Source organism: Aureimonas phyllosphaerae, assembly GCF_047943035.1.
Taxonomy (GTDB): Bacteria; Pseudomonadota; Alphaproteobacteria; order Rhizobiales; family Rhizobiaceae; genus Aureimonas; species Aureimonas phyllosphaerae.
The window spans coordinates 3,549,974-3,574,254 of sequence record NZ_CP181348.1 but is presented as its reverse complement, the minus strand read 5'-3'; the positions used below and the strand labels follow the sequence as shown (position 1 = coordinate 3,574,254).

Genomic DNA, 24,281 nt, shown 5'->3' with positions numbered 1-24,281 from the left:
GTATGTGAGCGGTGAGGCGATGGCATACTGCAAGCTTTCGGCATATTAGCGCCCACGAGAGAAGAAACTGCACGCGGGCCCGTGTGGAATCTCTCTGGCCTGCCGCTCGATCAATTCCGACTGGATGTTGGCGCAACCCTACGCTGAGGATGGCGGTTCCCTACCAAGGCTAGAACCGGCTTCGACAATCGCTGTCTTCCCGGTGGTGATGCCGCACCTGTCTGAAAGCGGCTGACCATGACAGAAAGCTTCTCGGTCTCGTCTAGGAGGTTCTGAACGGCAGCAGTCGTCTCCTCGACCATGGCGGCATTCTGCTGAGTAACTCTGTCCATGGCGTCCGCAGCCGTCGCCACCTCGCCGAGCCCGATCGACTGCTCCCGAGCACGCTGTGCCACGTCCGAAATCAACGTCGAGACGCCGACAATGTGGTGCGCCATCTTTTCAAAAGAGCGACCGGTTGCTGAAACGAGTTCGGCGCCGTCACTCACGTGTTTTACCGAAGACGCAATGAGCTGTTTTATCTCCTTCGCAGCTTCCGCCGAGCGCTGTGCTAGGCCTCGAACTTCCTGCGCCACAACCGCGAACCCGCGTCCGGCTTCTCCCGCTCTGGCCGCCTCGACCCCGGCGTTGAGCGCAAGGAGGTTCGTCTGAAAGGCGATTTCGTCGATCACTCCAATGATGCGCTCAATCTTTTGGGACGACTCTTCGACGTCCTTCATGCCGCTGATTGCCTTACCGACGGTTTCGGTGCCTCGCTGGCCTTCATCGTCCGCGATGCTCGCAGCGTGTCTCACATCGTCCGCGTTGCGAGCCGTATGCTTGGCACCCTCGGCGATCTCGGACAGCGCCGCCACGGTCTGTTCCAGCGATGCCGCCTGCTGCTCGGTCCGATACGCAAGGTCCTGAGCTGCCGACGCGATCTCACCCAGCCCCGAACGCATGGACCCGACCGAATGCACAACGGACGTCATCGTTGCGTCCAATTGGGTCATCGAAGTATTGAAGCTGCTCCGCAGCGGTTCGAGCCCAGGTGTAAATTCGCCATCGATCCGATGGCCGAGATCACCTTCCGCGAGGCACTCGAGGGCCCTTTCGAGGCGCCGAACTGCCATGACGCGATCGGTTACGTCGGTTGCAAACTTAACGACCTTCATCACTCGGCCGGCATTGTCGAAAATTGGATTGTAAGAGGCCTGGATAAAGACTTCGCGACCTCCCTTGCCGATGCGACGGAACTCATCAGCGACAAAGGTGCCAGACCGCAAGCGGCTCCAGAAATCCTGGTAGGACGCCAAGCCATGTTCCTCAGTCGGAACGAATATCTGATGGTGACGGCCTTCTATCTCCTCGAGGAGGTAACCTAATGCGCCGAGGAAATTGTCGTTCGCTGTGAGGATCGTCCCATCTACGGCGAATTCGATGATAGCCTGAGCCCGAGACGCCGCCGCCAGTTTGGACCGGTCCTCATCCCGAATTGTTCTCTGTGCCGTAATGTCGAATCCCGTCAGTTGCATGTGACGCAGACGCTTCCGCCGATCGAAAACAGGTGTCAGCGAACCCAGAAGCCAAAGCTCCTGTCCCGTCCTTGTTCGAATTGGGAACTCACCGGCTGTGGGGTTGCCCGCCTGGGCCTGCGTCCAGATAGAACGGAACGCGGAGCCGCCATCCGTGGTCGTCGGAGTGATGTCCAATTGCTTTAGATCGCTGGCGTCGGCCGTCTCTTGGCCTATGGCGACGAGTAGCAGATCGTTTGCTGACAGGATGGATTTGTCGGCCCCAATCGACGCCGCAAGGTGGGAACACGCGGACGCCCGGATCGGCGTTGTCGTATGGGACGTCAGAAAACTTAGCATATGACGTTTCCGAAAATAAGTGCGGCTGACGATTTGGGGCGCGATCAAATTTATGATGCGATATATTTCTTAAATCGTGGATAAAGAGTAATAGCGGAAAAACGCAAATGATCATTGCGCAATGGCGATATTTGCATCCCGAAAATGATACGGTCAGCGTAATGCGATCTCAGAAAGGTTCAACGGCCGGAAAACTCCGTGCCGTCTGATGATATCTATTGCGCACGTTAGGCGTCTGCCCAGGCGAGCAGGTTGTTCTATTCAATGTTTGCGTATTCAATCCGCTATCGAGGGGCAGGGGGCGCCACATGCGGATTCGCGCAGTCCGCTCTATGGTGCAACTTCGCTTGCAAAGCGTCCCTATAACAGCCGAGAATATTCGTGGTAGGACGCTAACTTGATGCAGCCCGCGCCACGAACTGCTGGCGATGAGCCTCCAACGATCGTTCAGATCATCTGAGCTTAGGGCTGAACCAATTGATTCGAGGGGGCTGCCTCATTCTGGCTCCGTGGAAGGGCCAGATATGCGCAATCTGCATAGGCTAACGGACGAGCATGGTCTGCCCCCTGAAAAGTGGTCCTCCCTGAAGTAGGCTTACGAGCCTTTTGGTCCTGACCCGGACTTTGGCCCAGGTGTCATGAGAGTTCTCGGGCTCTTCTGAGTTGATCCGCGAACTCGGCCGGGGTCAAGTTTCCCAGGCTCGTATGCGGACGGTGGTGGTTGTAGTCCTCCCGCCAGGCTTCGATCCGGACCCTGGCGTCGGCCATGGACAGGAACCAGGAAGCGTTCAGGCATTCGCTGCGCAGGCGGGCGTTGAAGGCTTCGATGAAGGCATTATCCGTAGGCTTTCCAGGCCTCGAGAAGTCCAACTCGACCTTGTTCAGGTAGGCCCACTGGTCAAGCATCCGACCGGCGAACTCCGGGCCGTTGTCCACCCGAATGCTGGTCGGCTTGCCGCGAAGGGCAACGAGCCGGTCGAGTTCCTCGGCGACCTGATACGCCCGGAAGTTCGTCCTCGCACAGGTCGCGATAGCTTCTCTCGTATGGCAATCGAGAACCGTCAGGATCCGGAACGGCCGATCGTCGAACAGCCGGTCCGATACGAAGTCCATCGACCAGACCTCGTTGGCATGCTCCGCCGTCGCCCGGCCCACCCGGTACCGCGATGACCGCCTGCGCTTCGGGCTGCGCGTGCGGATCGACAGCCCTTCTTCGCTGTAGAGCCGATACACGCGCTTGTGGTTGACGACCCAGCCCTCCCGCTGAAGCAGGATGTGTAAGCGCCGATACCCATAGCGCACTCGGCTCGCGGCTAGATCCTTCAACCGCATGCGCAGCGCCGGCGCTGGATCGCGGCGCGACTTGTAGCGATGGGAGGCCCGTCCAAAGCCGCTGGCTTGGCAGGCCCGACGCTCCGACACGGCGAACGCCGCCTGGAAGTGCCGGACCACCTCGCGGCGCCGAACGGGTCTCACCACTTGTGGGATGGTCCGCCCCCTTACGGAGCGGCTTGGTCAGGCGCATCCTGATCGCCTTCACCGAGGAGGACCGTCATGACAGAGGTAGCGGTAATCGGCATCGATATCGGCAAGACATCGTTCCACCTCGTGGCGTTAAACGCCACGGGTGCGATCCTGTGGAAGAAGAAGGTCAGCCGCACGCAGCTGATGCGGCAGATGGAGGCGCTGCCTCGCTGCCTGGTCGGAATGGAAGCGTGTTGCGGCGCTCATCACCTGGCGCGTGAGCTGGCGACCTTCGATCACGACGTGCGGCTGATGGCGCCCCAGTTCGTCAAGCCGTTCCTGAAGTCCAACAAGAACGACTACCTCGACGCCGAGGCGATCGCGGAAGCTGTCCAGCGACCGACGATGCGCTTCGTGCCGGCAAAGTCGGTCGAGCAGCTCGATCTGCAGGCGCTGCACCGTGTGCGCGAGCGGCTGGTGAGCCGCCGGACCGCGGTGATCAACCAGATCCGGGCCTTTCTTCTGGAGAGAGGCATCGTGTTCCGCACGGGACGGCGCTGCATGGCACGCGAGATGCCAAAGCTGTTCACCGACGAACGCTCGACGTTGTTCCCGCGGATGCGCACCATCCTGCAACAGCTCTGGAACGAGTGGTGCGGCCTCGAGACCGACATCGCCACCGTGACCAAGGAGATCGAAGCGATCGCCAATGCGGACGAGGGCTGCCGGCGTCTGCTCGCCATACCAGGTGTTGGACCGCTCGTCGCCACGGCGCTGGTCGCGGCCGTGGCCGATGGTACGGGGTTCAAGAGGGGCCGCGATCTGGCGGCTTGGCTCGGCCTCGTTCCACGCCAGCATTCCACTGGCGGCAGGTCGACGCTGCTCGGCATGTCCAAGCGCGGCAACAGTGACGTGACCCCCTGAATTCCAGCCACGGATGGCTAGAGTCCGCCCAACGACGAGGGACGGACGGATGAAGAAGTCACGGTTCACGGAAGAGCAGATCATTGCGATGCTGCGGGAGCAGGAGGCGGGCGTTGCGACGGCCGAGGTCTGCCGGAGGCACGGCGTCAGCTCGGCGACGTTCTACAAATGGAAGGCCAAGTTCGGCGGCCTCGATGTGTCGGAGGCGCGACGCCTGAAGGGGCTGGAGGACGAGAACGGTCGCCTGAAGCGGATGCTGGCGGATGCGATGCTCGACAACGCCGCGCTGAAGGATCTCCTGGGAAAAAAGTGGTGACGCCCGCCGCCCGACGGGAGGCCGTAGCGTATCTCGCCGCGACCTTCCAGATGAGCGAGCGGCGGGCGTGCCGGGTCATTGGCGCGGACCGGGCGAGCGTGCGCTACGCGGGAACGCGGCCTGACGATGGTATGCTTCGGCAACGGTTGAAGGAGTTGGCGGGCGAACGCCGACGCTTTGGCTACAGGCGGCTGCATGTCCTGCTGAAACGGGAGGGCCATGCGGTCAACCGCAAGCGCATCCAGCGGCTTTATCGGGAGGAGAAGCTGACCGTCCGTCGTCGCGGCGGGCGCAAGCGAGCCATGGGAACCCGTCGTCCGATCGAGGCACCCGTAGCCGCCAACCAGCGCTGGAGCCTGGACTTCCTGTCCGACCAACTCACGGACGGGCGCCGCTTCCGGATCCTGGCGGTGGTCGACGACTGCACCCGCGAATGTCTGGTGCTGGCCGCCGACACGTCGCTGTCGGGTCTGCGGGTCGCTCGTGAACTCGACGCCATCGTGCGTCATCGCGGGCGCCCAACGACCATCGTCAGCGACAACGTCCTATGTCGCGACGCTTTGGGAAGCTTAAGCCAACAGATCTCCATCGCCGGCAGCAGCCAGCGTCGGCATTGAACTTGAGCCAGATGGCTCCCACCGTCAACGGGATCGTTCCCTGCCATAGCAAACACAGGATCCATCGGCGCCGAGGCAACCGTGGTCCTCACCATCCTTAAGACGGGATACGCACCCAGGTGGAAGGCCCGAACATTATCTACAGGGTCGCATGCTGCGCCCTCACGGCACTTGCAGAGAGGGGTCCTTCCACCTGGCATCCGACCGCTCGAGGAACGGTCGGTATTCTGTCTCCGTCTTGATGACGGCATGAACGACCCGCGCCATCTTGGCGGTGAGCGCGGTCATGGCCTTCCGGCGCCTGTCGGCATCGCCCGCATGACCTGCGACGTATCGGCCGAGCTTGTCGCGGAAGCTGTTGTCGCATTGGCGCGCCGCCACTTGGGCGGCCATCCAGAAGGTTCGACGCAAACGGGCATTGCCGTACTTCGACAGCTTGGTCCGCCCCCGAAAGGTGCCTGACTGGCACGTGGCGAGATCCAGACCGCAGAACTTTAGGAACTGGCGGTGATGGCGAAAGCGACGCAGGTCGCCGGCTTCCGCCAGGATCGTCAGGGCGTTGATGGGGCCGATCCCGGGGATCTTGATCAGGAGCTGATAGTCCCGGTTCTGCGCCAATGTCGCTTGGGCGGTCTCCTCGATCCGGTTGCGCTGCTGGATGAGGCTTCGAGCCTGCGCGATGATCATGCGGAACATGGCGATCGCCGCGGCGTCCGCAGGGACGGGCAAGGCGATCGACGAGCACGCCGTCTCGTAGATGTCGTTGATGAGGGCTGCCTTGGAGACCTTCCGGCCGACCAGAGGCCAAGCCTCTGCCGCGAAGGCCTCACGACCCATGGCGGTGATGCTGCCGGGCGTGGGAAAGCGCTCGATCAAAGCCAGGAACCAGTCCGATCGGCTGTTGCCGGCAAAGCGAGCGATCTCAGGAAAGTAGAGCGGCAGATAGTGGGTCAGGATGCGATGCCAGGTTTGCGTCTTGGCCTTCGAGATCGTCTCGTGGGTCTTCGACAGTTCCTGAAGGTCATTGATGCCGGCTGCCAGCGGGTCGACATAGACCTGTGTCGCGCCGATCCGCAGCATGTGCAGGATGACCTGCGCATCCTTCGGATCATTTTTGTCCCAGCCGTTGTGAAGCGCTTCGCGCGTTCTGGCCAAGGCGACTGAGGAGATCAACCGCAGCTCGAACCCTGCGGTCAGGAGCCGATGGGCCAGCGTGCGGTGGTAGTTGCCCGTCGCCTCGAAGCCGACGACGATCGGACGCCCGATGGCGACGAGATCGTCCACCAGGCGGTCGTAGTCGGGCTTGGCTGCCATCACGGTCATGCGGCGTCGGCGGCCGCCCTCCGGTCGCTCGATCAGGATCTCCTGACGATGCTTCGACATGTCGATCGCTACCAGCACGCTGCCGGTCGGAGTAGAAAGGCGTTTGGCCATGGTCGGTCACGCTCCAAAGTGTTGTCTCGACAACCTCACTTTAGAGACCTGTTGGCCGGCCATGGCCGCCTGAGAATGCCCTGCGCCCTATCGGGCTCCGCGCATCCTCAGGCGGCCCCAGCATCCGCTTCCCAATGTGCTACGGTCCCGAGTTCACCTCCAACGCGATCCTGACATGGGCGGACGAGACCTGCGTCGGCTGGCATTACATTGCGCCCGGCAAGCCGCAGCAGAACGGCTTCATCGAGAGCTTCAACGGACGGCTGCGCGACGAGCTTCTGAACGAGACGTTGTTCCGATCCCTGCCGCACGCTCGCGCCGTGCTGGAAGCTTGGCGGCGGGACTACAACGAAGAACGACCGCACTCCAGGCTCGGCTGGATGACGCCTCGGGACTTTGCCCGCACCATTACCGAAACCACCGGCCGAAACGCTGCGCTCAACAACGGCTCCGCGCTTCGGCCTCTTGCAACCGCCATCGACGATGGCTCAGATCACGACAGGACTCTCGCTCCCGCTGGATGAAAAACGGGGGTCACGTCAAGCTCGACATAGCAACGATCGATCCGCGCCCGAACTACGGCGGATCTTGGTTACCCCCTGCCGCCTCCGTTCTCGAAGGGCGTAGGCCACCTGATCGTTCATAGACAGGAAGTTTGCCGACAGCTCTTCCTCGGAAGTCATCGTGCCTGGAAACCTCGAATGCGTCGCGATGGGGTTAATGGGACAGGGACCTGTAAACTGGCCGGTCATGACCTACGAGTATACGAACATCCTGTTTCCGACCACTGCTGCGGACGGAACTGCCACTGCATCTTCGCCCTAAACCCATCAAGAGGTGCGATCGGTTATAAACCCGACCTATGACTTTCCCTGCCAGGTTGCTTTAGTGAAAGGTGCAAGTGAGCAGTAAGCCTCGCGACGGCGCGTGTCTTCGCCAAGGCTCGAGCGCCGGTTGTTCTTGGGGATATTGCTGGGGACGGGATCGAGACCGCCGTGCAAATGCTTGGTGAGGCAAGTCAGCGAGTTCCAGCTGCCCGGTGTGATACAAGCGAGGACGTTCAGGTGTCTGACCTGGTTGGGAGGACGGTCACCGAGTAAGACGGGATCCATGCTGCGTCCGACAAGGACGGCGTCCGTCGCACCGCTCGCCGAAAGGACGCGGGAAGATTGAGACCGGTCATCGGCGTCAACACGGTAGCCGCGTCGCCCTTATTCTCGGTGACCGCCATTCGGGACGCATACTAAGCCGATGCGACTCTCCGGGACGTAACGAATTTTGCTAGCTCGAACAGTGGGGTCCATTCTCGTTGTGATCCGATGATTTGCAACAGTTTATTTAGGTTCCCTGGTTCGCACACTGGACTGAAGCTCGTCTAGGCAACGACGAAGTGATCCGTGCCGACCTGCCGCTGCGTCCGGCTAGGCGGTTCATAGCCTAGGGGCCGTATGGGGGACGGAAGTTCAGATACCGCTACGCCGATCCGACGATGCCGGTTCTGACTGGGCTCAGAACTCGGAACAGCCGCCATCAGCTTGCGCGTGTAGGGATGCTGGGGGTCGGCGATCACTTTGTCACGTGGACCAATCTCGACGATCTCGCCGAGATACATGACGGCGATCCTATGACTGACACGCTCGACGATCGCCATGTCATGGCTGACGAAGAGGTAGGATAGGCCCATTTCTTCCTGGAGGCCGACAAGTAGGTCGACGACGTGGGCCTTCACCGACACGTCGAGCGCCGACACTGCCTCGTCGGCGATGATAACCTTGGGATCAAGCATGAGGGCGCGTGCGATCGAGATGCGTTGGCGCTGGCCGCCTGAGAATTCGTGTGGAAGCCGCGACACCATTTTGGGTTCCAGGCCGACCCGTTCCAGCAAATGTTCGGCCTTCTCACGTGCCTCCGCTCGCGTCGCCAGACCGTGACAGAGAAGCGGCTCGGCCAAGATCGCGCCGACTGTCTGCTTGGGATCCAGCGAGCTGAACGGGTCCTGGAACACCATCTGGACATTGCGCCGGAGATGGGAGAGGGCTGTCCGGTCCGAAGCGTCCACCGTCTTCCCCTCCAGTGTGATCTCGCCGGAGTCCGGTTTATTCAGGAAGAGGATGCTGCGGCCGGTAGTCGACTTGCCGCAACCCGATTCCCCGATCAGCGAAAGCGTTTCGCCACGAAGGATGTCGAAGCTCAGCCCTTCGACGGCATGAACCTTTCCGACCTTGCGGTTGAATGCACCGCCCCGCACGTCGAAGCGGGTAACAAGATTTCGGATGCTGAGGACGGGCGATTGCCGTGGCCCTGCAAACGGTGCCCTCAGCTGCGTACCGGTTTGCTGCCCTAGGCGTGGAACGGCGTCGATCAGGGATTTTGTATAGTCTTCTCGGGGCCTTTCAAAAACCTCATGGACGGTTTCCATCTCCACCGTCCGCCCGTGGCGCATGACCATGACGCGGTCGGCCATGTTGGCGACCACGCCCATGTCGTGGGTGATGAAGAGGATGGCCGTGCCACTGTCACGTTGGACCTCGTTAAGAAGGTCTAAGATCTGGGCCTGGATCGTGACGTCGAGCGCCGTGGTCGGTTCGTCCGCGATGAGGAGCTTGGGCGAACAGGCCAGCGCGATGGCGATCATGATGCGCTGGCGCATTCCCCCCGAGAACATGTGCGGATAGTCGAAAAAGCGACGCTTAGCATCAGGAATGCGTACCCGGTCGAACAGGCGGATGCCCTCAACGGTAGCATCCCTGTCGCTCAGGGACATGTGCTGACGCAGCATCTCCTTGACCTGCGAGCCGACCTGTAGAACCGGATTAAGGCTCATCATCGGTTCCTGAAAGATCATGCTGGCCACCTTGCCGCGCATCTCCCGCAGTTGTTTCTCCGGAGCGCCAATGACCTCCGTCCCGTCAAGCCGGATTGAACCGGCCAAGCGCGTCTCGCGAGCGGGCAGGAGGCCCATGACCGCCATGGCCGTCACGCTCTTCCCTGAGCCCGACTCTCCGACGACCGCAAGCGTTTCGCCCGGGTCGATATGGAGGTTGACGTCCTTCACGACGCCGAAGCTGCCAAAGGCAACGCTTAGGTTTCGGATGTCCAGAACGGGCGACGTCGGCACGGCGATCATTTCGCTTGTTCCTTGGGAACCGTGAAGCCCGCCTGTCCACGAGAACGTTCGGAAGAAGGCATCCAGGTTCTGGTTTCAAGATCGTAGAAGGCTTGCAACGTGTTCGCGGAGACGGGAATGCCCTTGGCGTGAGCTTGCAGGACAACACGTGCGTCTACTGTTTCGATCGAGCCACTGCGGTCGAGACCAAGGTTGCCAGACGTGACGAGGAGTAGAATTTCCCCCGGTGCCGGGTTGGCCTTGCGCAACCAGGTTTCGATGGTCGGGTTCTGTGATCGTGGACGATCGGGGGCTCCCTGGCCACTGGCACCATGAAGCACTACGCTCCCATCCTCCGGCTCAGCTCCGCTCCAAGCCATTTCCCCGTCCTTGCGCACAAGCGCAAGCGAGCCAAGGCCGTAGTCGGCACCAATCAGCAGGATTGCGGGGAGCAGCCCTATGTCGTCCGCTCCGACGATCCGGCAATGGAGCGTGCCTGCGTCTTCCGCATAGGCCGCGAAGTGGTCCATGACGACGGGGCCGATCTCAAGCAGCGACACACCGTCCGCTTCGATCACCAGCCCTCCTGCCGCCTCACGCGTGAGGCGGAAGCCTTCGGCGGGGCGATGACCGAGCTGGGCAACATCGTCGAGCGTCGTTGGATCCAGGGCAGCGGCGGTTGCGATCACGTGGGAGCCGCGGTCGGCTGTACCCAGCGGATAGCCGAGTGCGCGCAACGACCACGGTAGGACCCGGGTGAGTTCGGAAAAGGCTACCGTATGCGTCCGGGTCACGACACGACCTCCGCCAGTCGCCGATCGCCTCTCGCGGCGGGTCTCTCGTCCGCGAACTCGGCCGGCAGGGGGTGATCCTGGTAGAAGGTGCCTCTCACGTAGCGGATGCTGAGGGGGACGGACCCGCGAATGCCGAGTGAGGCCAGAAAGAAGCGGATGAGGTCGGACGGTCGGAAATTGCGGTCCGCGAGGCCACCCCTGATCTCGGCATACGGAACGCCGTCCAGGTACTGGACCCTGGAAATGGCGAAATGCAGTTCCGGATGATCAAGAACGAGGTCGCCCACGCGCTCGTCGTCGCGACGGGTCATCACGACGGCGGCCAGCCGATGGATCAGTCCCACGTGATCGATGAAGGACTCGAACGTTTCGTGCTGGTCGATGATCCGCTCGCCGCGCCTTTGCTCGCCGTTGTCGGCCGAGTGGTACCAGAAATGCTGGTGCGTCGAGGCGAGGGTGCGGTCCATCCGAAGGGCCCAGCCGTAGTTGCGCCGCAGGATCTCCCGCAACTCGGCGATCGTCATCGCGGGCTCGAGCGAGCGCTTGCGTGCCGCGCCCAGGCGGAGATAGGGAGCGACCTCGTCGCAGAACTCGGGCACGAGGTCGAGCAGCAGGCTGTTGAGCTGCTCGACGCTCTCGCCGCCCATGCTGGCTGCGACCCGCACGGCGAGGTCGTTCCAGATCCTTAGGTCCGGTGCCTGCGCCATCTCAGCGATCGCTCTCAGGTCAGCGATCATCTCGTCGTTGCCGGCGACATAGTCCTCCACTTGGGGATCGGCCCGCTCGTAGACACGGATCGATCGCACGATGCCCGCGGAAAGGGTCCGACGGCCTTCGTCAGTGACTGGGCGGCTCTTGGCAAAGGCCAGCGCGGTCTCTCGAACGCTCACCCAACTTGCGACCCAATGGGGCCACCGTTGCAACGCCACACACATGCCCTGGCCCGAAGAGTTCCCGATCCCGATCTGGCGTGCCACCGACCCGTCGAGCTGGGCGGCGTCTGGGTTCCTCCGGCGTGCAACCGCATTCGCCAGGTCGATCGAGGTCAGGCGCACGAGGTAGACCGCAAAAAGGTCGGCGAAGAAGGGATGGGAAAGGGGATGGTCCGACGGAATACCGAGGAAGGAAACCGAGCCGTTGCGTCCGCTGCTCTGGAATCCGCCGTTTCGCATCAGATAATTCAAGCACTCGCCGGTCGGCTGCTCACCACGCGCCAATGCGTCCACTGCGGCGTCAAAATGGCGGCTGCTACGATTGGCTGGGGTCCAACCGATGACGTCGGCGTCGGTACGCATCGCCAGACCCTCCGTCTTGGCGTCGAACGTCTCGAACTCGGCGGCGATGCGCTCGGGACTGGCGACCCGGACGAACAGGGCGCCGAACATGTCGCGGCTTGCGCCGTCTGAGCGACGTCCGACCTTCTCGACACCGTCCCAGGGATAGGCGCGGGCGATGTAAGTGAAGGCGTGCCCCTCTGCCTCGATCCGGTAGATGATCCGGGCCGCGCCTTCGTCATCGCATTCCTCATGCAGGCGACGGATCTGCCAGCGTTCCTTGACCATCCGCTGGCATAGAAGGTCGGCAAAGCTCAGCCGGGACGCCTTGAAGCACCGGAGCTGCTCCACGGTCATCAGAGTGTCCGCTGGTCGCAGGAGGGAGCGGACCATGTCGGCGCCGTCGGCACCTGCGAACTCCACGATACGCTCGTCGAGGAAGGGTGGGAGCGGGTAGGGAGTGGAAAAGGACATCGGAATGGCAACTCCGTTCATCGACTGCGCCTCGCGGCGGCTGCGTTGATGCTCGAACCCACGAGGTAGAAGGTGAAGACGGTGAGGGCGACAGCAGCACCCGGTCCAAGACTGAGGAGGGGCCGGAGCGGAAGGAAGCTTGATCCGTCACGGACCATCCCGCCCCAGTCCGGAGCCGGGGGCGGAACCCCCATCCCGAGGAAGCTGAGGCTTGCCGACGTGAAGATGGCGAGCGACACGTTGATCGCGAACTGCGACCAGACGATCCGCATCGTATTCGGCATGATGTGCTTGCGGATGATCCAGAACGCGCTGGCCCCGGTGGCGCGGGCCGCCTCGACGAACTGGGTCTCGCGAACCACGAAGACTTGACCGCGCACAAGACGTGCCACCGTGGGCGCAGTGACCACGCCGAGCGTGATCGACAGATTCAGGACCGATGGTCCGAGCATCGCGGTGATGATGAGCGCCAGGACCAAGTTGGGCAAGGCGACGAAGATGTCGATCACCTGCACGAGAACGAAGTCGATCCAACCGCGAAAGTAGCCAGCCGCGAGGCCGATTGGCGCACCGATGAGGATGGCGACAATCGCAGCCGAGGCGCCGACCTGTAGCGAAACGCGGGTGCCATACAGGACACGCGAGAACACGTCCCGACCGAGCATGTCCGTCCCGAAGAGGTTGGTCGCCGAGGGCGGGGCGAGCACGCTGGTGGTAGTCACCGTCGGCGCAAACGGTGCTATCAGCGGTGCGAAGACTGCCGCAAGCGTGATGACGGCAAGCAGGACGAGGCCGAAGGCGAGACGGATAGGAATTTTTTTCATCGGTCTACCGCGCCGTCCGCACAAGGGGATTGATTAGGCTGTAGGTGAGATCGGCGACGAGGTTCATGAGCATGACGCCGACAATGATGACCATGCCGACAGCCAGCATGACCGGGAAATCCCGGGTGTTGATCGCATTGACAAGCAGCCGTCCCATGCCCGGCATGGAGAAAACCGTCTCCGTGACAACGGCACCGCCAACAAGCTGGCCGAGCGAGAGACCTGCATACGTGATCAGCGGCAGGATGCTGTTGGGCAGGATATGCCGATACGAGATGCGGGCTTCCGAGAGGCCTTTGGAGCGGGCGGCGCGGACGAACAAGCTTCCTTCCGTTGCCTGGTACTCGCCTTTGTAGACCAAGCTGAAGGAGCTGAAGTAGAAGGCCGTCAGCGTCAGCGCCGGCAGGATCATGTGCTGGAGATGGAGGCCGACGCCGGCGGACCAGGGCGACCATCCCGTGGTCGGCAGCAGCCTGAGATAGATCGAGAACACGTAAATCAGGATCAGCCCGAGGAAGAAGTTCGGCACCGTGATGCCGACGATGCTGACGGCCGTGGTGACCCGGTCGACGACAGAACGAAGGATGGTCGCCGAGTTGATAAGGACCGCCCCGGCAAACGCGATGAAGATCGCCCAGACGGCGAGCTCGAGCGTGAGCGGGAGCGCATCCGCGATCATTCGGCCGACAGGCTGCTGGGTCGAATACGAGCGGCCGAAGTCGCCCGAGAATGCCGATGAGACCCAGTTCCAGTAGCGCTCAAGCAGGGGCGCGTCGAACCCCATGCTTGCGTTCAGCTCCGCAACCGCCTCCGGCGATGCCTCCTCACCCAGCATGATCGCCGCAGGCGTGCCCAGAAAGGACGTGACGGTCGCGAAGAGCAGAAACGTCAGCAGCACCGCGTTGGGGATCATGACGGCGAGCCGCCAGCCGATGAGAGCGAACATCCGGAGGCCTCAGCGCATGACGAAGGGATCGGCGACCTTCTCGCCCGACAGATCGGCGAAGATGGCCTTGGTGCGGGTGTAGTCGTGGATTGCCTCGATGCCGCCCTCGCGGCCGTAGCCGCTGTCCCCCGAGCCGCCGAAGGGCATCATGAACGAGGTCACGCGATAAGTGTTGATCCAGAACCGACCGGCTGGAATGGCTTGCGCCGTACGGTAGGCCTTGCCGAAATCGCGGGAGAAGACGCCGCCGGCGAAGGCGTATCTTGAATCTCGGGCCAGCGCGATCGCGTCCGCCTCGGTGGAGAAGCGCAGCACGCTGAGCACCGGGCCGAACAACTCGTCTCGGACCACCGGATAGTCCTGGCTATTGCACTCGACGATGGTCGGCTCGAAGTACCAGCCGACCGAGCGGCCGGCCCGTCCGCCGCCCGTCACGATCCGGGCGCCGGCGGCGGTCGACTCTGCGAGCAGCGCCTCGATGCGGTCGCGCTGGCGCTTGGTGGCCAGCGGACCCATGTGGACGTCCTCGCCCATCGGATCGCCGATTTGGATCGTTCTGGCGCGGTCGACGAGGCGTTCCATCACCGCGTCGTAGACGCCGTCCTGAAGGAGCAGTCGCGAACCCGCCGCGCAGCTCTGCCCGCTCGCGGCGAAGATCGCCGACGTCACGCCGCTAACCACGCTGTCGAGGTCCGCGTCGTCGTAGACCACGACCGGCGACTTGCCGCCGAGCTCGAGCGACAGCATTGCGATGTTCTGCGCGGAAGCGGCGATGACCTTGCGTGCCGTATCTACTCCGCCCGTGAAGCTGACGCGGCGGACAAGTGGGTGGGAGACCAAGGTCTGCGCACAAGGGTTGGCAGAGCCGGTCACGACGTTAAAGACGCCCTTCGGCAAGCCTGCTCGCTCCATCACGGCGGCAAAGGCGACGACGGCGGCCGAGGCTTCCTCCGAGGGCTTGAGCACGATTGTGTTGCCGGCGGCTAGAGCCGGCGCGATCTTGAAGGCGGCAAGCTGTAGCTGCGAGTTCCACGGCACGATGGCGGCGACGACGCCGAGCGGCTCGCGCAGGATCAACTGCAGCGGGGCGCCGGGACCGGAGGGTGGGATCTGCCCTTCGATCTTGTCGGCGAGACCGGCGTAGTAGTCGTAGACTTCCGCCAGGTTGCGCGCCTGCCATCGCGTCTCCCGCAGGAGCTTTCCTGTGTCGGTTGTTTCCGCGACTGCAAGTTCCTGCCCGGCGCTCTCCAGCTCCTGCGCGACCCGCCGAAGCACCTTGCCCCTGTCACGCGCACTCATGCGAGACCAGGGACCATTCAGGTAAGCCTCGTGGGCGCAGCGCACCGCCCGGTCGACGTCCTCCGCGCTCGCTTCCGGGAAGCTCGCCCACTCGACCTCGGTCGCAGGATTGACCGACACGAAACGGCGTCCGTCGCTCGCCTCCGTGAAGGTGCCGTCAATATACATCTGATAGGCTTGAAGGGACATGGCGGATCCGGCTCCTTGCGGGCAGAGGTTCGGTGTGCCCGGACCGCGGTCCGGGCCGTATCCCTCGATGGAGGGAGGTGCGCGGGCACGATTTCCCGCGCAAGCGGATCAGGGTTGGCTCTTCCAGAAAGTGCGGAAGCGAGTGATCTGATCGGGCATGGCGACGAAGCCCTTCACCGAGGTCCGCATGGCGTTGAATTCGCTGCTGAACCCAACAGGCATGTAAGGGAGATCCTTCGAGATCTGGAGCTGGATCTGGTCGTAGAGCTCCTTCCGGCGGGCTTGGTCGGACGACACCCGTGCCTCGTTGATCCACGCGTCCACCTGCGGGTTCTTGTAACCCGTCGAGTTGGCCGTGCCTTCGGACGAGAACAGGTAGTGGATCAGGCCGTCCGGGTCGGCGCGCTGCGACCAGCGCATCGGCGTGAAGCGAATGTCGCCGGATACGGTGCGCGCGTAGTACTCACCCTGCGGAACAGGGGCGAGCTGCACGTCGAGTCCGACCGCGTTCAGGTCCTCTTGCGCGAGTTCGGCGAAGCGGCGAAGCGTGTCGCCACTGGGGGCCGCCAACGTGAGCTTGGTGCCTTGGAGTCCAGCGTCGGTCAGGATCTTGCGTGCCAGTTCGGGGTCGAACGCATACTCCTCGAGTTTGCTCGGCGCCCACCAAAGGGAGGCAGGCACGAAGCCGTTCGAGATCGTCCCGGCTCCGGTCCAGAGGATCTGGTTCAGACGATCCCGGTTGAGGGCGTGCGCGACGGCCCGGCGCAGTTCGGGATTGCTGAACGGCTCGGAGTCCCAGCGCCACTGGAGGGAGTACCACGGGCCACCGTTCGACTTCTCCAGGACGATCTCGGGGCTGGCCTGGGCAAGCTGCGTATCGAGCGGGTCGAGCTGGCCGATGTAGTCGAGCTCGCCGATCATCATCCGCTGGATGCCGACGAGGTTGGTCGGGATGTCGTTGAAGTTCACGGCGTCGAGGTAGGGTTGTCCCGACTGCCAGAAGGTGGGGTTGCGCTTGAGGGCGATACGCGATCCGCGCACCCATTCCTGGAAGACGAAGGGCCCGGTGCCCACGGGATGCGAGCCGATGTCGGCGCCGTAGGTCTTTGCGGCCGTGGGCGACGCCATCAGTCCCGCACGATCCGCGAAGAGCGCCAGAAGGGGCGGATAGGGTTCCTTCATGTCCACCGCCACGGTGAACTCGTCCAAGACCTCGACGCCCGTCACTATCTCCCGCAGGAGCTGACGCTGCGAGGAGTTGCCGGCCGGGTCGAGCCTCGTGTCGAGGTTCCATTTCACCGCCTCGGCGTTGAAGGGCGTGCCGTCGTGGAAGGCGATGCCTTGGCGAAGGTGGAGCACGACGCGGCGGCCGTCGTTCTCGAAGGTCCAGCGCTCGGCCAGGCCGGGCTTCAATGCGAAGTCGGGTCCCACGTCCACGAGCGTGTCGAACACGAGGAACAGCACCTGCCGCTCCGTCCATTGCGAAGACTGAAGGGGATCGAGGGTACGCACGTCGCTGATGTAGCCGACGTTCAGGGTGCCGCCGCTGACCGGGGTGGGGTCCTGGGCGCTCGCGTCGAGCGTCAGGCAGGTGGCAAGTAGCATTCCGCCGACGGCGGACATCCAATTCCGGTATGCCATGATGGTCTCCTTGGCTCGTGCATCGTTACGTGCTGCCGTCTTGCCCCCGGGGGGCTGTCCTCAGGCGGTCTCCTTCAGTGGCCTGCCGGCCTGGTCGACGCCCATCGCCTTCATGTCGAGGAAGCGGTCGCCGATGCGCTGGTGCGGCCGGCCGCCGCTTGCCGCACCGATCGCGACGACGATCTCGTCGGCTGCCGGGGCGTCGGGAACGTGGAACTCGACGGTGAGGAAGTGCGAGCGTGCGCCTTTCCGGCTCTCGCTCTTGTGCGTCATGGGAACGGTCACCGCCGTCCCGAGCCCCGCCCTCTTGTTGGTGAAGGGCAGATAGGCGTCGCCTCCCGCACCCGAACGGAAGGCGTTGCCGAAATGGAGCGTATGGATCAGCCCGGCAGCATGCTCGACCTCCCCGCGCTCGCCGACTACCGCAGCCTTCCCATAGGCCTCGATTCCGTCGGCACCGCCCATCAGGGCAACGAGGCGGGGGACGAGGACGTCGCCCAAGACCCGGGCATGGGCCAGGATCCCGGGTTGAAGGTCCTCGACGAACCGTCCTGCCCACGGGTTGGAGATCACGGCCGCGCAGGCGGCCATGCGGAGAGGGGCGCCCGCTTCGCGCCCGCCTTCCGCGAAAGTGTCCTCGACGTAGTCGACGACCTTGCGGATCGCCGGCGCGCTCAAGACGCCGCTCCGTCCGTGACGGTCATCGCGGTGTCGTGCTCGGCGAAGACCCGGTTGGCGATCCGGTGGCACTCGACGCCGACCGGCACGCCGCAGTAAATGGTCAGGTGTGTGATGAGCGCGTCGAGTTCGTCCCTCGTCACCCCGTTGCGCACGGCGCCGCGCAGATGCAGCTCCCATTCGTGCATGCGGTTGAGCGCGGCGATCATCACGATGTTGAGCATGCTGCGCGTGCGGGCGTCGAGGCGGTCGTCGCCCCAGCCGGCGCCCCAGCAGTATTCGGTGATGAAGGACTGGAAGTTCTGCGAGAACGGCGTCGCCCGGCTGAGGGCGTTCTGGACGTACTCCGGCCCCAACGTCGCCTTGCGCCGTTCCAGTCCCAGATCGAACAACTGCTTGTCCATGAAGCCTCTCCTCAGGTCGGCGTTCTGTCGGTTGCGAGGAAGTTCCTGACGTGCTCCGCCACAAGCTCGGAAGCCTCGGTGAGCACGCTGTGCCTAAGGCCGGGCAGGATGCGTAGCTGCGCGTCCGGGATCAGCCGGTGCATCGTCTCGGCCATGCGGGTGTTCGACCCCGGATCCAGTTCCCCTGTCATGATGAGTGTTGGGTGCCTGATCCCCGCAAGTTCGTCGACGAGTTCGGTGGTCCCGAAAACACGGTAGGCTTCCAGGTACGATGGGACGTGCGCTGCGTGCATCTCCTCGATCCGGCGCTCCACGATCTCGGGATGCCGAGCCGCGAACTCTGGGGTGAACCAGCGCTCGCGTGCCGCGCCCGTCACGGCCCGCATGCCGCCGGTGCGGATCATGTCCAGCCGCTCCAAAACCCTTTCGCGCTCCACGGGGGTGCGGCCTGCGACGGCCGACAGAAGAACGACCCGTCCGAACCGCTCGGGATATTCGAGAGCGAGCTTCTGGGCGATCAGACCGCCGAGCGAGAAGCCCACGAGGTCGGCCTTCGCAACACTCGCCGCGTCCATCACGGCGACCACGTCACGGGCGAAAGCCTCGATGGAGTAGGGACCGTCGATTGGGGCGGACTGGCCGTGGCCGCGGAGGTCGAGGCGCAGGACATCATGGTCGGCTTCCAAAAGGGCGCAGACCTCGTCCCAACTGCGCAAGCTGGCACCGACCCCGTGGATCAGAACGAGGGTCGAGCCCGTACCGCTACGCTCGAAGTGAATGAGATCGTCGGGTGTCCGCATCGGTCGCTCCGGGCTGGAACCTCAATTCGTCCGATGGTATACCGACAGACAATACGGCGTCAAAGTGCTTTTTGCGCATGATTGTCGGCACCGAAAGACGGGCGTAACCCAGATGCCGAAGAAGGTTGGGAGGGAGGCTACAGCGTGGAGCAAGTAGCGAACTGGACGCTGGCTGAGGTGCCGACGCTGCGGATGCAGACCGCCGACGTCCTGCGCGAGGCCATCCTTGCCGACGTTTTTCGGCCTGGAGAAAAATTGGTCGAGCGAGCGTTGGCTGACCGGACGGGGGTCAGCCGCACGAGCATTCGCGAGGCGTTGCAACTTCTCGAAGCCGAAGGTCTCGTCACGCGTGTTCCCGGACGCGGCGTCTTCGTGACCCAGCTATCTCCTGCCGCCGCGGCCGAGATCTACGAAGCTCGCGCCGTCCTCGAGTCTGCAATGGCGCGTCTCTTCGTCGAGCGTGCGAGCGATGCTGACATCGACGTCCTGCGTGACCTCGTCGCGCAGGCGGAAGCGACGAGCCAGCCCGAGCTTGCCCGTGTCCACGCTGAGAAACTGGACCGGATCGCGGAGGCCATCACCCGCGGTGCCGGAAATGAGATGATGCGGCAGATGGCGTCCGTCCTGCGGACGCGTATCACCTACTTGCGCACGATCACGGCACGTGTGGCGAGTCGAGAGCGTCGCGTAGAGACCATGACTCTGCTCAACGGCATCCTTGACGCCCTTGCTAGGCGCGACGCCGATCAAGCCGAAAGCCTGATGCGTGCCTACGTCGAACGCTCGGCGCGATTTGCCCTCGCAATCATTGGCGGGGTGGGCGCAGCGGACGCCTCAAAGACTACGAACGAAGGAACGTCTTGACCATGGAATATGCTCGACTTGGCCACAGCGGCCTGAAGGTCTCGCGTCTCGGCCTCGGCGCAATGGGGTTCGGCTCAAAAGCTTGGCGTCCCTGGGTGCTGGACGAGGCTGCCACCCTGCCAATCGTCTCGCGAGCCATCGAGCATGGGATCAACTTCTTCGATACGTGCGACTTCTACTCCGCAGGGGAAAGCGAACGCATCCTCGCCGCGACGCTGGTGCGCCGTCACTCACGCGACAGTTTCGTGCTCGCGACGAAGGCGGGTAACCCGATGGCGGCCCATCCGAATGGGCGCGGCTATTCGCGGAAGCACCTTCTGCGGGCGATCGACGATTCTTTAACTCGTCTGGGCACCGATCATGTCGACCTCTTCCAGACGCACATCTGGGACCCGAAGGCTGATCTCGACGAACTTGTCAGCACGATGGGAGATATCGTCCGCTCCGGTAAGGCGCTCTATGTCGGCGTGACGACGATGCCAGCCTGGACTCTCGCGATCTGCCGGGCGAAGGCTGCGCAGGGCGCTGGGGCGGCCTTCCTGTCAATGCAGTGCGAGTACAATCCAGCCCATCGCGAGTGCGAGCGCGAGCTCGTGCCGCTGTGCCTCTCGGAAGGCGTCGGGCTGATCCCCTTCAGTCCAATGGCCAGGGGCTTCTTGTCCGCTGACCGCCGCGATCCGGCCAATGACACGGCCAGGACGCGTAATGACGACTACACGACGAAATACTACTACCGATCGTCCGATCATGCGGTGCAGGAGGCTGTGACGCGAGTTGCGGAACGGCACGGGAAGTCACCTTCGCAGGTCTCTTTGGCTTGGACGCTGTCTCGGCCGGGGGTCACTGCTCCGATCTTTGGCGCCACCAGCGTCGATCAGGTGGACGCGGCTGTCAAAGCTCTTTCGCTTGTGCTGGAGGACGCGGACGTTGCATCGATCGATGCGGCCTACGCGCCACGACCACTCTGGGCATCTGGCCATTGACGCTCGCGAAGGTACGTCCGGACGCGTACGCCGGGGAGGGACGGCTTTCCTCCTTCGGCGGATCCTCTAGAAGGATCTGCGAGAGACCGCAGGAGCGATATCGAGCGTGAGCGATCTAAAGGTCACCGTCGGCCCACGACTGCGCAAACAGGTGGCCGACACACTCCGGGCCGCGATCGCCTCCGGCGAGCTGCAGCCTGGCGATCGGCTCGTGGAGCGGATCTTGTGTGAACGGATCGGCGTGTCGCGGGCGTCGCTTCGCGAGGCTTTGCGCGAGTTGGAGAACGAAGGCCTCGTCACCGACCAGCCCAACCGCGGGATGATCATTTCAGTGCTGACGGACAAGAGCGCCCGAGACGTCTTCGACGTTCGGGCGTCATTGGAGGGGCTTGCCTGCAAGCTCTTTTGCCGCAATGCGACCGATGCTCAGATTGCGGAACTCGAACCACTCTTCGATCGACTTTCCACCGCCTATCGAGATGGCGACCCGCGCTCAATGATTGCCGAAAAGACCCGGTTTTACGATCATCTCATGGCCGGGGCCGGCAACGACGAGGTGGAGCGGATGTTGCGCTCCATCCATATTCGCGTCTCTCAGCTGAGGATCCTCTCGTTGAGCAGCGGCGAACGGCGCATTGCTTCGCTCGAAGAACTTCGTGCTTTAGTCGCTGCGCTAAAGTCCCGCGACGGCATGAAAGCCGAAGCCCTCAGTCGGCATCATGTGGATCAGGCAGCCAAGGTGGCGTTGCCTGGGGCAGCTGAAACAAACGCCACGGGCACGTCCCAATCTGAACTTTGATGTCGGAGCCTAGCCCTCAGAAACGCGGTTCATGAATTTAGATCAGCGTCGATGGGCGAGTTCAGTGCGTAGCTGCCGACAAGGGTAAGGGAAGCTCCGCCTCAATGGCAGCCCAGCCAATGTTCTGTTGAACAGGAGGCGTGGACCCCGTGTCGCGATGCGGCGTCGACGACACGCGGAAGATTTCCTCTAAGTCGACGGACGGCACTTGGATCCTCCGCGCCCTCCAAGACGGCAAATGCTCCGTCGTGTCCACGGAATGATTCGGTAACCGACTCCTACTGCTTTCCGCAAGTCTGCATTCGGGCGTTACCGACCAGTCTACCGTGCATCAGCTTGAACCAGGGCACATGCTGAAACGATCACTCAAACAAGGTCAATTGGCGCGGAGCGCGCTCGATTCCCTCCGCCTCAGCTGGATTTCTTTTCGACGCCGACCGCGCTGCTTTCGGCAGAGCGTCGCGTGCAGCTTTTCTCTCTGCACGCCGCCGGCCGGACGCAACCCGCCTGCGCTCCTCGCGGTCAGCAAAGCGCGCTGTGTCCTCGTCGCGCTCGCGCTCGCGTTTTCTGACTTCAGCGTCGGAGAAATAGTGGCCGTCTGGGTAACTAGGCGGCGGCGCGCCAAGATGCTTTGCGACCATTGATCGCAAACCATCGAGCGTAAACCAAAGCAACTTCTCGCCCCATTCGGCAGCTTCGGTAAACGTCGGTTCACGCCCGAGACGTTTGCAACCTCGCTCGAGATCATCGATCTTGTGCCTAACACGCTGTAGCCCGTCGCCACTGAACCGAGCTGCGGCGATAGTGCGGAATGACTGAACTTCCTCGCTTATCGTGCTCATTGTGTCCTGCCATACTCATAGTGGGGCAACTGATGCCCCGTCGATCCTCGCACCCAACGTCTAAAGCCAGCAGTGCCGAATTGCGTCTGACATTATGATCTTTTCGTGCCAAATGACACGGACCGGGTTCGCCTTCTGCGTAATGTTGGATTTCCATCCGACGACGCGGAGCGCCCGATCATACCTCAGACATCCGGGGACGAATGGTCCGTTCCATCGACCGCAGGTTCTTCCTCATCCGGCTGCTCCCTGAGGTATGCCAGATAGTTGTCGAATGCCTTTTGCTCTTCGGACGTCAACTCCGACGCATCTTCGGATCGTTCCACGAAGGCGAATGCCGCCTTCTCGAAGCCGTCGGCGGTCCGTTCCATGGCCGGCAATCTCGCCAGCACGGCCGGGGGAACGCCAACCGCCTTGGCTAGGTGACGTATTGCGCCGCTCGCTGGTCTGTGTCCGGGATCCCGTTCGATGAGACGTAGCTCCAGCTCGTCGACGTGCACCCGTGCTGCGAGTTCGGCAACCGTCATGCCCCGGCTTCGTCGCATCTGCCTCACGAAGAGCGAGAACACGCGTGCGGAGTGAGCCGTTGGTTCGGAACCGGACCGAAAATGCCCCTCGGGCTGCAGGCCGGCTTCCGAATCAAAGCCGACATCGGCCTCCGCGTGCCGGGTGAACCATTCGTCAGAAACGTGAAGTCGCATTTGCTCCGTCCTCCTGCTGCCTGTGAACCGCCGAGGCGATGGTCAGGACAGGAACGCCCGCGCCTGCTCCGACGTCATCTCGAAATAACTGAGACCCTCGTAGGGTCCATCGACCTCACGTCCGAGGTCGCTCATCGCGCACTTGTCGCGATACCATGACTCGCTCTGTGGCAGGGAATGGAGGCCGGTACGTCCCGCCAGTTCCTCTTCGAGACTCAAGCTGACCGCAGCCGCCAGAAGGGCCCGACCGATGCCACCGAATTTCGGTGCCTCGACGAGACGGTAGCGGTTCCATGGTGCACTTGCGAGAAGGTCCACGTAGACGATGTCCAATCCCCGGTTCGCACCCGCTCTTCCGAACGCATCCAGCCGGGTCGACATCACGCCCTGCGTCATGCCATCGAACTCGATCGCGAACGAACGCCAGGATGGACTCGCTCGCCTGCCAATCAGCTTTCTTCGCCATTCCCAATGAGCATCCTGCGCATTGACCTCGCCAGCCCTCAGGCCCGTCAGCGGGCCGGTGGCACGCAAGCCGTTCAAGGCATCGGACAACATCGGCTTCCAGGCATTCTCGATATCATCGAGATTACCATCGCTTATGGCGTCGTAGAGATCTGCACGCACGAGGGTGCGCGTCGTCCGATCGCACAGGGGAATTTGACCAACAAGCGAACGCATCACAAAACGAGGAACTCGGCCTTTTCCTTGCTCTCAGGATTCTCAGCGAACACCTTTTCACCCTTGCCGAGGCGATCAGTGACAGAGGCATAGAGACGCAACGCTTGTCGGACGAGGCCCGTCTTGGTCATGCCGCGCTCTTGAGCGAGGCGTTCGAGTGCCTCCATCTCCTGAACGCTCAGATTCAAGGTCATCGTCTTCTGCGCCTTGTCCGCCATGCCGATTATCTCCGATCTGCATCGGAGATAATACAAGGAATCGCAAAGGTCAACAGTTTGTGGCCACGAAGTGGCTAAAAAATCCGCAGTGCGTCGTGCCACTTGAGATAGGTGCCGTCGACCAAACCGTAATGGTGCCGCCAGAGCTCAACGGCG

Annotated in this window: 19 protein-coding genes and 4 pseudogenes; 6 read left to right on the top strand and 17 right to left on the bottom strand. The window is 62.8% G+C overall.

Annotated elements, in window-relative coordinates; translation table 11 throughout:
• Positions 1-110 precede the first annotated feature (110 nt).
• Together ACLNGM_RS17150 and ACLNGM_RS17145 are read right to left on the bottom strand one after the other, a co-directional pair.
• Positions 111-1,853 (bottom strand): methyl-accepting chemotaxis protein, encoded by a 1,743-nt coding sequence (locus ACLNGM_RS17150; RefSeq protein ID WP_416355839.1) that lies wholly within the window; start codon positions 1,851-1,853, stop codon positions 111-113.
• A 636-nt stretch (positions 1,854-2,489) separates the two neighbouring features.
• A pseudogene (locus ACLNGM_RS17145) lies at positions 2,490-3,335 on the bottom strand (IS3 family transposase); the annotation flags it as partial.
• Positions 3,336-3,407: 72 nt separating this feature from the next.
• Between ACLNGM_RS17145 and ACLNGM_RS17140 the strand changes: the two are divergent.
• Positions 3,408-4,241: an IS110 family transposase gene (locus ACLNGM_RS17140; RefSeq protein WP_416355838.1), complete on the top strand. Its 834-nt coding sequence runs from the start codon at positions 3,408-3,410 to the stop codon at positions 4,239-4,241.
• Positions 4,242-4,290: 49 nt separating this feature from the next.
• Positions 4,291-5,099: pseudogene (locus ACLNGM_RS17135) on the top strand (IS3 family transposase); the annotation flags it as partial.
• 245 nt (positions 5,100-5,344) lie between these two features.
• On the opposite strand, the pseudogene ACLNGM_RS17130 reads toward ACLNGM_RS17135, so the two are convergent.
• A pseudogene (locus ACLNGM_RS17130) lies at positions 5,345-6,608 on the bottom strand (IS110 family transposase); the annotation flags it as partial.
• Positions 6,609-6,751: 143 nt separating this feature from the next.
• Between ACLNGM_RS17130 and ACLNGM_RS17125 the strand changes: the two are divergent.
• Positions 6,752-7,132, top strand: a pseudogene (locus ACLNGM_RS17125) (integrase core domain-containing protein); the annotation flags it as partial.
• 851 nt (positions 7,133-7,983) lie between these two features.
• On the opposite strand, the gene ACLNGM_RS17120 reads toward ACLNGM_RS17125, so the two are convergent.
• The 10 genes from ACLNGM_RS17120 to ACLNGM_RS17075 all read right to left on the bottom strand — a co-directional run bounded on the left by ACLNGM_RS17120 (position 7,984) and on the right by ACLNGM_RS17075 (position 19,037).
• The gene (locus ACLNGM_RS17120) at positions 7,984-9,735 is read right to left on the bottom strand and encodes an ABC transporter ATP-binding protein (protein WP_416355837.1); all 1,752 of its coding nucleotides are present in this window, start codon (positions 9,733-9,735) and stop codon (positions 7,984-7,986) included.
• The gene (locus tag ACLNGM_RS17115) at positions 9,732-10,508 is read right to left on the bottom strand and encodes a hypothetical protein (protein WP_416355836.1); all 777 of its coding nucleotides are present in this window, start codon (positions 10,506-10,508) and stop codon (positions 9,732-9,734) included. The genes ACLNGM_RS17120 and ACLNGM_RS17115 overlap by 4 nt, the downstream gene beginning before the upstream one ends.
• Positions 10,505-12,070 (bottom strand): hypothetical protein, encoded by a 1,566-nt coding sequence (locus tag ACLNGM_RS17110; RefSeq protein WP_416355835.1) that lies wholly within the window; start codon positions 12,068-12,070, stop codon positions 10,505-10,507. Before ACLNGM_RS17110 ends, ACLNGM_RS17115 begins: the two co-directional genes overlap by 4 nt.
• 203 nt (positions 12,071-12,273) lie before the next feature.
• Positions 12,274-13,080, bottom strand: a complete 807-nt coding sequence (locus ACLNGM_RS17105; protein WP_416355834.1) for an ABC transporter permease — start codon at positions 13,078-13,080, stop codon at positions 12,274-12,276.
• A gap of 4 nt (positions 13,081-13,084) precedes the next feature.
• Positions 13,085-14,026: an ABC transporter permease gene (locus ACLNGM_RS17100; RefSeq protein ID WP_416355833.1), complete on the bottom strand. Its 942-nt coding sequence runs from the start codon at positions 14,024-14,026 to the stop codon at positions 13,085-13,087.
• A gap of 9 nt (positions 14,027-14,035) precedes the next feature.
• On the bottom strand, positions 14,036-15,514 hold the full coding sequence (locus ACLNGM_RS17095; protein ID WP_416355832.1) for an aldehyde dehydrogenase: 1,479 nt from the start codon (positions 15,512-15,514) through the stop codon (positions 14,036-14,038).
• 108 nt (positions 15,515-15,622) lie between these two features.
• Complete coding sequence (locus ACLNGM_RS17090; protein WP_416355831.1) at positions 15,623-17,155, bottom strand: ABC transporter substrate-binding protein; 1,533 nt, start codon at positions 17,153-17,155, stop codon at positions 15,623-15,625.
• Positions 17,156-17,215: 60 nt separating this feature from the next.
• Positions 17,216-17,833, bottom strand: coding sequence for an amino acid synthesis family protein (locus ACLNGM_RS17085; protein WP_416355830.1), 618 nt, complete (start codon positions 17,831-17,833; stop codon positions 17,216-17,218).
• The gene (locus ACLNGM_RS17080) at positions 17,830-18,237 is read right to left on the bottom strand and encodes a carboxymuconolactone decarboxylase family protein (protein WP_416355829.1); all 408 of its coding nucleotides are present in this window, start codon (positions 18,235-18,237) and stop codon (positions 17,830-17,832) included. The genes ACLNGM_RS17085 and ACLNGM_RS17080 overlap by 4 nt, the downstream gene beginning before the upstream one ends.
• A gap of 11 nt (positions 18,238-18,248) precedes the next feature.
• Positions 18,249-19,037, bottom strand: coding sequence for an alpha/beta fold hydrolase (locus ACLNGM_RS17075; protein WP_416355828.1), 789 nt, complete (start codon positions 19,035-19,037; stop codon positions 18,249-18,251).
• 144 nt (positions 19,038-19,181) lie between these two features.
• On the opposite strand from ACLNGM_RS17075, the gene ACLNGM_RS17070 reads away from it, so the two are divergent.
• The 3 genes from ACLNGM_RS17070 to ACLNGM_RS17060 all read left to right on the top strand — a co-directional run bounded on the left by ACLNGM_RS17070 (position 19,182) and on the right by ACLNGM_RS17060 (position 21,683).
• Positions 19,182-19,901 carry a GntR family transcriptional regulator gene (locus ACLNGM_RS17070; protein ID WP_416355827.1) on the top strand — a complete coding sequence of 240 codons (720 nt, stop codon included), beginning with the start codon at positions 19,182-19,184 and terminating at the stop codon, positions 19,899-19,901.
• A gap of 2 nt (positions 19,902-19,903) precedes the next feature.
• Positions 19,904-20,884, top strand: a complete 981-nt coding sequence (locus ACLNGM_RS17065; RefSeq protein ID WP_416358477.1) for an aldo/keto reductase — start codon at positions 19,904-19,906, stop codon at positions 20,882-20,884.
• Between the two features lie 106 nt (positions 20,885-20,990).
• On the top strand, positions 20,991-21,683 hold the full coding sequence (locus ACLNGM_RS17060) for a GntR family transcriptional regulator (RefSeq protein WP_416355826.1): 693 nt from the start codon (positions 20,991-20,993) through the stop codon (positions 21,681-21,683).
• 362 nt (positions 21,684-22,045) lie between these two features.
• Here ACLNGM_RS17060 and ACLNGM_RS17055 read toward each other — a convergent pair whose 3' ends face one another.
• The 4 genes from ACLNGM_RS17055 to ACLNGM_RS17040 all read right to left on the bottom strand — a co-directional run bounded on the left by ACLNGM_RS17055 (position 22,046) and on the right by ACLNGM_RS17040 (position 24,125).
• Positions 22,046-22,525, bottom strand: coding sequence for a hypothetical protein (locus tag ACLNGM_RS17055; protein WP_416355825.1), 480 nt, complete (start codon positions 22,523-22,525; stop codon positions 22,046-22,048).
• Positions 22,526-22,710: 185 nt separating this feature from the next.
• On the bottom strand, positions 22,711-23,226 hold the full coding sequence (locus ACLNGM_RS17050; RefSeq protein ID WP_416355824.1) for a helix-turn-helix domain-containing protein: 516 nt from the start codon (positions 23,224-23,226) through the stop codon (positions 22,711-22,713).
• A 42-nt stretch (positions 23,227-23,268) separates the two neighbouring features.
• Positions 23,269-23,853 carry a hypothetical protein gene (locus ACLNGM_RS17045; RefSeq protein WP_416355823.1) on the bottom strand — a complete coding sequence of 195 codons (585 nt, stop codon included), beginning with the start codon at positions 23,851-23,853 and terminating at the stop codon, positions 23,269-23,271.
• Positions 23,854-23,906: 53 nt separating this feature from the next.
• A complete protein-coding gene (locus ACLNGM_RS17040; RefSeq protein ID WP_416355822.1) occupies positions 23,907-24,125 on the bottom strand; it encodes a CopG family transcriptional regulator in 219 nt (72 codons plus the stop codon).
• Between the last annotated feature and the right edge of the window lie 156 nt (positions 24,126-24,281).

Excerpts from the sequence above, each read along its gene's own strand:
- ACLNGM_RS17150 (WP_416355839.1), bottom strand. The coding sequence starts at position 1,853 with ATGCTAAGTTTTCTGACGTCCCATACGACAACGCCGATCCGGGCGTCC.
- ACLNGM_RS17140 (WP_416355838.1), top strand. The coding sequence starts at position 3,408 with ATGACAGAGGTAGCGGTAATCGGCATCGATATCGGCAAGACATCGTTC.
- ACLNGM_RS17120 (WP_416355837.1), bottom strand. The coding sequence starts at position 9,735 with ATGATCGCCGTGCCGACGTCGCCCGTTCTGGACATCCGAAACCTAAGC.
- ACLNGM_RS17110 (WP_416355835.1), bottom strand. The coding sequence starts at position 12,070 with ATGGTCAAGGAACGCTGGCAGATCCGTCGCCTGCATGAGGAATGCGAT.
- ACLNGM_RS17105 (WP_416355834.1), bottom strand. The coding sequence starts at position 13,080 with ATGAAAAAAATTCCTATCCGTCTCGCCTTCGGCCTCGTCCTGCTTGCC.
- ACLNGM_RS17100 (WP_416355833.1), bottom strand. The coding sequence starts at position 14,026 with ATGTTCGCTCTCATCGGCTGGCGGCTCGCCGTCATGATCCCCAACGCG.
- ACLNGM_RS17095 (WP_416355832.1), bottom strand. The coding sequence starts at position 15,514 with ATGTCCCTTCAAGCCTATCAGATGTATATTGACGGCACCTTCACGGAG.
- ACLNGM_RS17090 (WP_416355831.1), bottom strand. The coding sequence starts at position 17,155 with ATGGCATACCGGAATTGGATGTCCGCCGTCGGCGGAATGCTACTTGCC.
- ACLNGM_RS17080 (WP_416355829.1), bottom strand. The coding sequence starts at position 18,237 with ATGGACAAGCAGTTGTTCGATCTGGGACTGGAACGGCGCAAGGCGACG.
- ACLNGM_RS17075 (WP_416355828.1), bottom strand. The coding sequence starts at position 19,037 with ATGCGGACACCCGACGATCTCATTCACTTCGAGCGTAGCGGTACGGGC.
- ACLNGM_RS17065 (WP_416358477.1), top strand. The coding sequence starts at position 19,904 with ATGGAATATGCTCGACTTGGCCACAGCGGCCTGAAGGTCTCGCGTCTC.
- ACLNGM_RS17055 (WP_416355825.1), bottom strand. The coding sequence starts at position 22,525 with ATGAGCACGATAAGCGAGGAAGTTCAGTCATTCCGCACTATCGCCGCA.
- ACLNGM_RS17050 (WP_416355824.1), bottom strand. The coding sequence starts at position 23,226 with ATGCGACTTCACGTTTCTGACGAATGGTTCACCCGGCACGCGGAGGCC.
- ACLNGM_RS17040 (WP_416355822.1), bottom strand. The coding sequence starts at position 24,125 with ATGGCGGACAAGGCGCAGAAGACGATGACCTTGAATCTGAGCGTTCAG.